The following is a 6,766-nucleotide window of genomic DNA, read 5'->3' on the forward strand; positions in this document are numbered from 1 at the left end:
TGGACGGTGTACACAGGCCCAATGTGGGAGCGAGCCTGCTCGCGAAGGGGCCGGAACAGTCACCACACAAGTGAACTCCAGCCCTTTAAAGCCAGTCAGCTACTTAGGTCCCTGCTTCCTGGAGTTTCACGACAATGGCTGATCACCCCGAACGCCAAAGCCCCATCGACGCCCACGGCATCATCGGCGACATGCGCAGTGCCGCGCTGGTCAATGACAAGGGCAGCGTGGATTTTTTCTGCTGGCCGGAATTCGACAACCCATCTATTTTCTGTTCGCTGCTCGACACCCCCGAGGCCGGTATTTTCCAGCTGTCCCCGGACTTGCCAGACGCTCGGCGCGAACAGATTTACCTGCCGGATACCAACGTGCTGCAAACCCGCTGGCTCAGCGACCGCGCCGTGGTCGAAATCACCGATCTGCTGCCCATCGGCGACAGCGAAGATGACTTGCCGGTGCTGATGCGCCGGGTGCGGGTCGTCAGTGGCCAGGCAACGTTCAACCTGCGCTGCGCCGTACGACATGACTATGCCCGCGCCCATACCCGCGCCCGCATCGATAAAAAAGACGTGGTCTTCGAAGCGGTCAATCAGCCGTCCCTGCGCTTGTCCTCGGATCAAACCTTGAGTCTCGATGGCAGCGCCGCCGTCGCCGAATTCACCCTCGGGCAGGACCAGACCGCCGAGTTCCTGCTCGGCGCCATCGACGATCCGCGCTTCAAGGCAGGCGCCGCCGAGTTGTGCCTGCAACGCACGCTGAAGTTCTGGCGCGACTGGATCGGCCAATCCAACTACCGCGGTCGCTGGCGGGAAATGGTCAACCGTTCGGCATTGGCGATGAAGCTACTGACCTCGCGCAAACACGGCGCGATCCTCGCCGCCGCGACCTTCGGCTTGCCGGAGACCGCCGGTGGCGAACGCAACTGGGATTACCGCTACACCTGGATCCGCGATGCCTCGTTCACCGTCTACGCCTTCATGCGCCTGGGCTTCGTCGATGAGGCCAATGCCTATATGCGCTGGTTGCGCGGACGGGTCAGCGACTGTCATGGCAAGCCAATGAAACTCAACATTCTCTACGGCATCGACGGCCGCCAGGAACTGCCGGAAATCGAACTCACGCACCTCGAAGGCCATGGCGGTGCGACACCGGTGCGTATCGGCAACCTGGCTTATGCGCAGGTCCAGCTCGACATCTTCGGCGAGCTGATGGACGCGGTGTACCTGGTCAACAAGTATGGCGAAGCCATTTCCCATGAGGGATGGAAACATGTGGTGGAGGTGGTCGATCAGGTGTGCGAAACCTGGCAGCAGGAAGACGTCGGGATCTGGGAAATGCGCGGTGAACAACATCACTTTCTGCACTCGCGCCTGATGTGCTGGGTGGCGCTGGACCGCGCGATCCGTCTCGCTTCGAAACGCTCGTTACCCGCGCCGTTCGCCCGATGGGACCAGACCCGCCAGGCGATCTACACCGACATCTGGGACAATTTCTGGAACGAGGAGCGCGGGCATTTCGTCCAGCACATCGGCGGTACCGGCCTCGACGGTTCAATGTTGTTGATGCCGCTGGTGCGCTTTGTCAGCGCCAAGGATCCACGCTGGCTCGCGACGCTGGACGCTATCGAGAAAACCCTGGTGCGCGACGGCATGGTGTACCGCTACCGCAACGAACACACCCACATTGACGGCCTGCCCGGCACCGAAGGCGCATTCGCCGCGTGTTCCTTCTGGTACGTCGAATGCCTGGCCCGCGCCGGCCGGGTGGAAAAGGCCCATCTGGAGTTCGAGCAGCTGCTGAGATATGCCAACCCGCTGGGGCTGTATGCCGAGGAATTCGACAGCCATGGACGGCACATGGGCAATACACCGCAGGCGCTGACGCATTTGGCGTTGATCAGTGCGGCGTGCTTTCTGGATCGGAAGTTGAGTGGAGTGAAGAATTACTGGCAGCCTTGAGTGTGCATCGCCGACACCTCCTATCACCTGTGGCGAAAGAACTTTTGTGGCGAGGGCGCTTGCTCCCGTTCGACTGCGCAGCAGTCGCAAAACACTTTAGACACGGTGTACCTCACGGATCGCAATCATAGGGTTTGGGGCTGCTTCGCAACCCAACGGGAGCAAGCTCCCTCGCCACAAAAGCCCGCTTGCCGTAGATCCAAGGCGGGGCAAAGTCCTACATTTTTTAAACAAAACACCCGGAAATACCCGGTTGCCAGCCGTTACATCCCCCCCTAACATCGCGCTTCAACGGGCACAGCGGAGCTGTCCAACAAAACCCGAATTCAAGGAAAATGAATGACCCAGCGCATCCACCGCAGCATCGACCTCCCCCTGCGAACCGGCCTGAACCGCGACGAACTGTGGGACGCCCAAGACAAGGGCCTGATCAAATGCTGGGAAATCGGCCGCCAACGCGCCGCCCGTTTTCCCGATCTCGCCCAACAATGCCTCGCCGGTGAACTGCCGGTGCTGGGCTGGAAAGGTGGCGTCAGCCGTAGCCTGAAAAAACTCGAGAAGTACGGTTCCCTCAAATACCTCGCCCAATGGCAGGGCTTGCGTGGGGAGGATCTGGATGTGGATTTGGGTGAAGAGCGGGCGCTGACCTGCGCCCGCACGGGCATGGTGGTGACGTTTACCCCGGATCGGGCGAAGTACTTCAATCAGGTGGCGGAAGTCTAAGCTGTTGCTTCGGATTTATTCTGAAACCACCTGATACGGCCGGCTCAAGTCGTTACTAGCTCTGCTGCAACGCTGACCGAAAACCGCTCTCGATACGCTTGCGGCGTCACGCCCATGGCCCGCAGGAAACTGCGGCGCAGGGTTTCTTCGCTGCCGAATCCGCATTGCACGGCGACGCGTTTGATCGGCACGCCGGTATCGCTGAGCAGGCGCCTCGCCGTTTCGACGCGGATCAATTCGATGGCCCGGGCCGGGGTCTGGCCGGTGTCGGCGCGGTAGTGGCGCACGAAGCTGCGCTCGCTCATGCCCGCCTGCAGGGCCAGGGTGGGGATGCCGAGATCCTTGGTGAGGTTTTCGCTGATCCAAGCGTGAAGTTCGTCGAACCGGTTGCCTTCTTTCTGCAGGGACAGGGTCACGCTGAATTGCGACTGGCCACCGGGCCGCTTGAGAAACACCACCAATTGCCGGGCGACTTCCAGGGCCATGTTGCGGCCAAGGTCGGCTTCGACCATTGCCAGCGCCAGGTCGATCCCGGCGGTCACCCCGGCCGAGGTCCAGACCGGACCGTCGTTGATGAAGATCGGATTGGGTTCGACCTGCAACTTCGGGTGTTGCTGCGCCAGCTGTTCGCAACGGGTCCAGTGGGTGACCACGCGCCGGCCATCGAGCCAACCGCTGGCCGCCAGCAGAAACGCCCCGGTGCACACCGAGGCAACCCGCCGGCACTGCAACCCATGCTCGCGCACCCAGTTCACCAGTGGCTGGTCGTCCGCCGCCGTGTAAACGCCCCAACCGCCGGCGATGATCAAGGTGTCGCTGCCCTGCTCAGGCAAGGGCTCGGCCAATAGCGCCAAGCCCGCCGACGACATCACCGCCCCGCCACCGCTGGCAATCACCGATGGCGCATAAGGCGTGGGCACGCCTTGCTGGCGGGCGATGTCATTGGCCGACGCGAATACCTGCAACGGCCCGGTGACATCGAGCAGTTGCACATTGGCGAACGCGAGCAGGTGAATGGTTTTCGGCATTTGGCGTAATTCGTGGGTTAATTGGCGCGTACGCCAAATCCTAAGCACCTACAGTGAAGTCGTCCACCACTTCAGGAGAAAAAACATCATGACCTTGCAGATCGGTTTTCTGTTGTTTCCACAGGTGCAGCAACTCGACCTCACCGGCCCTTATGACGTACTGGCCTCGTTGCCGGATGTGAAGGTGCATCTGATCTGGAAGGACCTGATGCCCATTACCGCCAGCACCGGCCTGCTGCTCAAACCGACCACGACCTTCGATGATTGCCCGCAGCTGGATGTGATCTGCGTGCCCGGTGGCAGCGGGGTCGGGCCGCTGATGGAAGATGACGAAACCCTGACGTTCCTCAAGACCCAGGCCGCGACGGCGCGTTATGTCACCTCAGTGTGTACCGGGGCGCTGGTGCTCGGCGCGGCAGGCCTGCTCAAGGGCAAACGCGCCACCACCCACTGGGCCTATCACGAGTTGCTGGCGCCTCTGGGGGCGACTCCCGTGAAGGACCGGGTGGTGCGCGACGGCAATCTGCTCACGGGGGGCGGGATCACTGCGGGCATCGATTTTGCCCTGACGCTGGCCGCCGAGCTGTTCGATCAGGACACCGCCGAGCTGGTGCAATTGCAACTGGAATACGCGCCGGCACCACCGTTCCAGGCCGGCAGCCCGGAAACCGCACCGGCCAGCGTGCTGGAGGAAGCTCGCCAACGCGCTGCGGGGTCGCTGAAACTGCGCGCGCAAATCACCGATCGTGCTGCGGCGAAACTCGAACACTAATTCTCATTAATGTAGGAGCGAGCCTGCTCGCGATGGTCGTTAACGATAACGCGTACTGACCGGTTAAGCGCTGTGCTCTTGAGTCCATCGCGAGCAGGCTCGCTCCCACAGGATTTCTCCTCGCGCCAGTAATTTTCATACGCCCATAAAAAAACCCGCCGAAGCGGGTTTTTCCAAGACCATTACGACTCCCTGTCGTCAGCATTCCGTGCAAATGGCCGATCATCCATGATCCTGAGCACTCCCTGTGCGTCAGTGGATGGGGCCAGAATACGCATCGGATCCAATCTGCAATAGACGACATAGCTAGCATCGCGTGTAAGACATTCGCTATAGCAGCTCTTCCGAAAACCCTTAGGGGCTTTAAACATTAAGCCTGGAGGCCGCGAATTGCGCGACCTGCAGCTGACCTTGCGCCGCCGTGCTTTCGCCATCCTCGAGAAACCAGGCTGCCGACAAACCGGCAAAAGCCAACACCCATTGCAGCAATCGGCGCCGCTCCAACCCGCCCGCCTCGGCCACGACTTCGATCTGTCGCTGGAATCGTTGCGGGTCCGTTGCGGTTGGCAAGTCGGGATTGCAGATCAGGTTGGCGTAATCGAAGCCACGCTCGCCGATCACCCGTTTGGGATCGATGGCCAGCCAGCCACGCGGACCGAAATCCAGGACATTGTCGTGATGCATGTCGCCATGCAACACCACCACGTCCTGCGGCTCGGCCAACAAGGCTTCGGCAGTCGTCAGGCTCAGGGAATAAAGACCGCCCTGCTGCTCAGCCGCCAGTCGCAGCGAGGCAAACCAGGGCGCCAGGGGAACCAGCGGCGGTGGCGGCGTCGGTCGCGGTGCATGCAAGTGCGCCAGCGCCGTACATAGAATACGACTGGCCTCGTCGTCCTGCCCGTTGAGCGCCATGCGCATCAGCGACCGCTGTCCCATGGCACGCTCGAGCAACAAAGCGTCGCCATGGTGCTCGTAAACCCGGGCAGCGCCGTGGCCGTTCCACCAGTTCATCAACAGATTGCCGAATTTTTCCTCGTCGTCGAAGGCAATCTTCAACATGGCCGGCACATCACCCCGGCGTACCGGCAGCAGGCGGCTGCCGGGCGTGAGGATGGGGGCACCTTCGGGCTTCAGTTCCCACCGTTGCAGCCACGGGTCGAATGTACTGTCGTCAGTCACTCTCACGCTCGCGGGCCTTGGCGCTTTCGACGAGAAAGTGTTCAAGCCTGCCCAGTTGCTCTTCCCAGCCACGGCTGTCCATGTAATACGCCTCCTTCTGGCGTATGTCTGGAATGTGCGCGAAACCCGACTCGGACACCTTGAGCAGCGTGCCATCCTCGTAGTCCGCCAGCTCGAATTTGACCAGCGTGGTCGGTTCCTGGGAGTAGTCGATCTTCGGGTTCACTGCGTAGGGGTGCCAGCGAAACGAAAACAACTGCTGGGGTTCGACCCGCTCGACCAGCACATTCCACAACACATGTTCATAACCGGGATACGTGACCTGCCCCTGCGTCCACTCGCCGGCAATGAAACGCCGGCCTTCGAGCGCAACGCCAAACCATTGACCGAACGCCTCTGCATCGACCAATGCACGCCAGACATGGGAGCGCGGCGACTTGAGCATTATTTTGCGTTCAAAACTATTGGGTACTGGTTTCATACGTCACCTCCTGTACTGAACAACAGTAGGCCTGTAAGACCACATGTCCAGTGCGAAAGTTGTATGAATCGGGTGTCAGTTGTCGCAAGGGCGCTCTTTGCAGGGCCATTCGCTTCGCTACACTGCACCTCAATTGCCCTTTCACAGCGAGTTTCTTCCATGCATTCACGCTTTCTCTTGGCTCTGGCACCTTTTTTGTTCGCCCCCATGGCCCATGCCGTTGACTGCGGCAACGCCACCGACCAGGCCACGATGAACCAATGTGCGTCGCAGCAACACGCGGCGGCGGACAAGGAGTTGAATGTGCTGTACCAGCAGATCACTTCGCGGCTCAAGGGCAATCCTGACAGCAAGAAACTGCTGGTGGGCGCGCAGCGTTCGTGGATTGCGTTCCGTGATGCCGAGTGCAAGTTTTCGGCGTCGGGCGTGGAAGGCGGGAGTGTTTATCCGCTGATCTACAGCAATTGCGTGACGGAACTGACCAAGGCGCGGGTGCAGACGTTCAAGACTTACTTGAAGTGCCAGGAGGGGGATTTGGGGTGTCCGGTGCCGGGGGTTTGAGTCTCTAGCGTCTGTCAGGGCCTCTTCGCGAGCAGGCTCGCTCCCACAGTTGACCGAGTTCTTT

Annotated in this window: 7 protein-coding genes; 4 read left to right on the forward strand and 3 right to left on the reverse strand. The window is 60.7% G+C overall.

What is annotated here, in order from left to right:
* The first annotated feature begins 134 nt into the window (after positions 1-134).
* Positions 135-1,958, forward strand: coding sequence for a glycoside hydrolase family 15 protein (locus ACW9HW_RS28075; protein WP_457402578.1), 1,824 nt, complete (start codon positions 135-137; stop codon positions 1,956-1,958).
* A gap of 339 nt (positions 1,959-2,297) precedes the next feature.
* The gene (locus ACW9HW_RS28080) at positions 2,298-2,681 is read left to right on the forward strand and encodes a hypothetical protein (RefSeq protein ID WP_095197360.1); all 384 of its coding nucleotides are present in this window, start codon (positions 2,298-2,300) and stop codon (positions 2,679-2,681) included.
* A gap of 44 nt (positions 2,682-2,725) precedes the next feature.
* On the opposite strand, the gene ACW9HW_RS28085 is transcribed toward ACW9HW_RS28080, so the two are convergent.
* Complete coding sequence (locus ACW9HW_RS28085; RefSeq protein ID WP_457402580.1) at positions 2,726-3,709, reverse strand: GlxA family transcriptional regulator; 984 nt, start codon at positions 3,707-3,709, stop codon at positions 2,726-2,728.
* Between the two features lie 88 nt (positions 3,710-3,797).
* Here ACW9HW_RS28085 and inhA point away from each other — a divergent pair, with 88 nt between their 5' ends.
* Entirely contained in the window at positions 3,798-4,481 is a 684-nt protein-coding gene (gene inhA / locus ACW9HW_RS28090; RefSeq protein ID WP_457402582.1) for an isonitrile hydratase, read from the forward strand.
* Between the two features lie 363 nt (positions 4,482-4,844).
* Here the strand turns inward: inhA and ACW9HW_RS28095 are convergent, their stop codons facing one another.
* Both ACW9HW_RS28095 and ACW9HW_RS28100 read right to left on the reverse strand, forming a co-directional pair.
* Complete coding sequence (locus ACW9HW_RS28095) at positions 4,845-5,660, reverse strand: aminoglycoside phosphotransferase family protein (RefSeq protein WP_457402583.1); 816 nt, start codon at positions 5,658-5,660, stop codon at positions 4,845-4,847.
* Positions 5,653-6,141 carry an SRPBCC family protein gene (locus ACW9HW_RS28100; protein ID WP_095197356.1) on the reverse strand — a complete coding sequence of 163 codons (489 nt, stop codon included), beginning with the start codon at positions 6,139-6,141 and terminating at the stop codon, positions 5,653-5,655. The genes ACW9HW_RS28095 and ACW9HW_RS28100 overlap by 8 nt, the downstream gene beginning before the upstream one ends.
* A gap of 159 nt (positions 6,142-6,300) precedes the next feature.
* On the opposite strand from ACW9HW_RS28100, the gene ACW9HW_RS28105 reads away from it, so the two are divergent.
* Positions 6,301-6,702: a lysozyme inhibitor LprI family protein gene (locus ACW9HW_RS28105; RefSeq protein ID WP_457402585.1), complete on the forward strand. Its 402-nt coding sequence runs from the start codon at positions 6,301-6,303 to the stop codon at positions 6,700-6,702.
* The last annotated feature ends 64 nt before the right edge of the window (positions 6,703-6,766 follow it).

The organism is Pseudomonas sp. SDO5532_S415, from assembly GCF_054071155.1.

Coding starts and splice junctions, on each gene's coding strand:
- ACW9HW_RS28105 (WP_457402585.1), top strand. CDS start 6,301: ATGCATTCACGCTTTCTCTTGGCTCTGGCACCTTTTTTGTTCGCCCCC.
- inhA (WP_457402582.1), top strand. CDS start 3,798: ATGACCTTGCAGATCGGTTTTCTGTTGTTTCCACAGGTGCAGCAACTC.
- ACW9HW_RS28080 (WP_095197360.1), top strand. CDS start 2,298: ATGACCCAGCGCATCCACCGCAGCATCGACCTCCCCCTGCGAACCGGC.
- ACW9HW_RS28075 (WP_457402578.1), top strand. CDS start 135: ATGGCTGATCACCCCGAACGCCAAAGCCCCATCGACGCCCACGGCATC.
- ACW9HW_RS28100 (WP_095197356.1), bottom strand. CDS start 6,141: ATGAAACCAGTACCCAATAGTTTTGAACGCAAAATAATGCTCAAGTCG.
- ACW9HW_RS28085 (WP_457402580.1), bottom strand. CDS start 3,709: ATGCCGAAAACCATTCACCTGCTCGCGTTCGCCAATGTGCAACTGCTC.